Source organism: Frankia sp. AgKG'84/4 (assembly GCF_023242965.2).
Taxonomy (GTDB): Bacteria; Actinomycetota; Actinomycetes; order Frankiales; family Frankiaceae; genus Frankia.
The window spans coordinates 1-2,458 of record NZ_JALKFU020001228.1; the positions used below are offsets into that span (position 1 = coordinate 1).

2 protein-coding genes are annotated in these 2,458 nt (G+C 71.5%); one reads left to right on the forward strand and one right to left on the reverse strand.

The features are described 5' to 3' along the window. Positions 1-265: 265 nt before the first annotated feature. Positions 266-847, reverse strand: coding sequence for a DUF4245 domain-containing protein (locus MXD58_RS29055; RefSeq protein WP_308302073.1), 582 nt, complete (start codon positions 845-847; stop codon positions 266-268). A gap of 397 nt (positions 848-1,244) precedes the next feature. On the opposite strand from MXD58_RS29055, the gene glpX reads away from it, so the two are divergent. After that, positions 1,245-2,297, forward strand: coding sequence for a class II fructose-bisphosphatase (gene glpX, locus MXD58_RS29060; protein WP_250611353.1), 1,053 nt, complete (start codon positions 1,245-1,247; stop codon positions 2,295-2,297). Positions 2,298-2,458: the final 161 nt, after the last annotated feature.

Here is a 2,458-nt window from a genome sequence, read left to right on the forward strand (position 1 = left end):
CGCCACCACCGCCCGGCGCTGACGGCGCGCGGACCTGCGCTGACGGCGCGAACGGCCGCAGGCAGGCGGCCGCCGGCCCGACGGGTCACGGTGTCCGGCGTGGCTCCGTCCGGCTTTCCGGACATCGCGCCCGAAAGTGGACGTTCATTGTCCTGGGGAAATTCCGAACATCGGGTGTTCGCGAGCAACCGCGGATACCGACCAAGGGCTAGCGAAACGTTATTGAATAGCTGACTCCGCCGGCCGACGACGAGCGCCGGAGATGTCAGTTCGTCGGTTCGACAGGGCGCAGGGAACGGGCGAGTGTCACCTGGTCGGCCTGCGTCGCGCCGCCGCCCTTGCCGCCACCATCGTCGATGACGACGGTGAGGTCGCCGTCGGTGCGGCTGATCGCGACGTGCCCGCTGTCATCGGGGCGGGCCTGCCAGGTGACCCCGTCGACATCCACGGTCCCGCGGGGCGGTCGGTTGCCGAGCAGCTTCTGCGCCGCATCCGGCGCGTTGCTCTCCCGCAGCCGGGCGTACGCGCGCCCCCCTGAACGGTCGATGACGTAGCCGATCAGTGCCTCGGCCGTGGCGGCGCTGTCCGACCCGCCGGTGGGCAGGGTGAACCGGGTCGACGTCGCCTTCCACTCGGCCGGCAACCCGGCCGGGGCGAGCGGGGTGTAGGGCGCCTGCCGGGCGAACGCTGCCATCGGTTCGGCCGTCGGCACGACCTTCACCGCCGTCTCATCGCTGCCGCGGGGCATGACGAAGATGACGAAGACGAGGACTCCGGCCATCACCGCGGCGAGGGAGAGAACCATGTCGCGGATCGTTTCCTGGCCGCGTCGCTGTCGTTGTGCCACGGTCCCATCTTCACAGGTTCGCGGCGGGGGGCGGGCGCCCGGACGGGGCCTAAGGGCCGTTCCGGGCGGGGCTGTGTCCAGCGTCTCGCCCACCGCGGGTGTTGCGGGCGGTCCCGCGTTCTGGCCGGGTGGCCGTCACGCCCCCTCCGCGTGACGGCCACCCGATCACACCGTTGGACGCGTGCTTGCCGCGAAAGGTTGCACGCCGGATTTCGCTGTTCTGGATGTCGCCAGCACGACAGGTGCAATCCGGTGGTCCGGCCCGCGACGACCGATCCCGCGGGTTATGGTGATGAGAGCTGGACCACGTTCGGCGACATCCTGGCGACGTCGTTGGGGCGTCGTGGCGGTGTCGTATCTCGGGCGTCTGCGGGGTGGCCGAACTAGGCTCGGCGACGTGCCTTCCGCTCCCCATGCCTCCGCCGCCAGGTCCGACTCCTCAGCCGTTCCCGACACGCTGGCCGTGCAGGAGCAGGCACCCGACCGCAACCTCGCCCTCGAACTCGTCCGCGTCACCGAGGCCGCCGCGCTCGCCGCCGCGCGCTGGGTCGGGCGCGGTGACAAGAACGGCGCCGACGGTGCCGCCGTCGACGCGATGCGCCGGCTCGTCGGCACGGTGTCGATGCGCGGCGTCGTCGTCATCGGCGAGGGGGAGAAGGACGAAGCCCCCATGCTGTTCAACGGCGAGCATGTCGGCTCCGGTGAGGGTGCCGACTGCGACGTGGCCGTCGACCCGGTCGACGGGACGACGCTCACCGCCAAGGGCATGAACAACGCCGTGTCCGTGATGGCCGTCAGCGAGCGTGGCTCGATGTACGACGCGAGCTCGTGCTTCTACATGGAGAAGCTCGTCACCGGCCCGGAGGCGGCCGACGTCGTCGACATCACCGCCTCCGTCGAGGACAACATCCGCGCGGTCGCGAAGGCCAAGGCCGTGCACCCGCGGGACGTCACGGTCGTCGTCCTCGACCGGCCGCGGCACGCGGACCTGATCGAGCAGATCCGCGCCGCCGGCGCCCGGGTGAAGCTCATCTCCGACGGCGACGTCGCCGGCGCCGTGATGGCCGCCTCCGCGGACACCGGCGTCGACCTGCTGCTCGGCATCGGCGGCACGCCCGAGGGGATCATCACCGCCTGCGCGGTGACCTGCCTCGGCGGCGTGATCCAGGGCCGACTGTGGCCGAAGGACGACGCCGAGCGCGAGAAGGTCGTCGGCCTCGGCCACGACCCGTCCCGGGTGCTGTCCACCCGCGACCTCGTGGCCAGCGACAATGTCTTCTTTGTCGCGACCGGTATCACGGATGGCGAACTGCTTCCCGGGGTACGGTACCGGCCGGGTGGCGCCACCACATCCTCGCTGGTCATGCGGTCGCGGTCCGGCACCATCCGACGCGTGGACAGCCAGCACCAGCTCACGAAGCTGCAGGCATACTCCACCGTCCCGTTCTGACGGTCCTCGTGGGGAGGCGATCGCATGGCGAGAGCCTCCCGCGTCACGACGGCCGCGGCGAACGCGGCCAGGCCGCTGCCCACCGCGCTGTTCGCCCGCCTCGATCGCCTCGATCGCCCCGGACCGCACGGCAGCGCCGCGGAGGTCCGCACCCTGCCGGC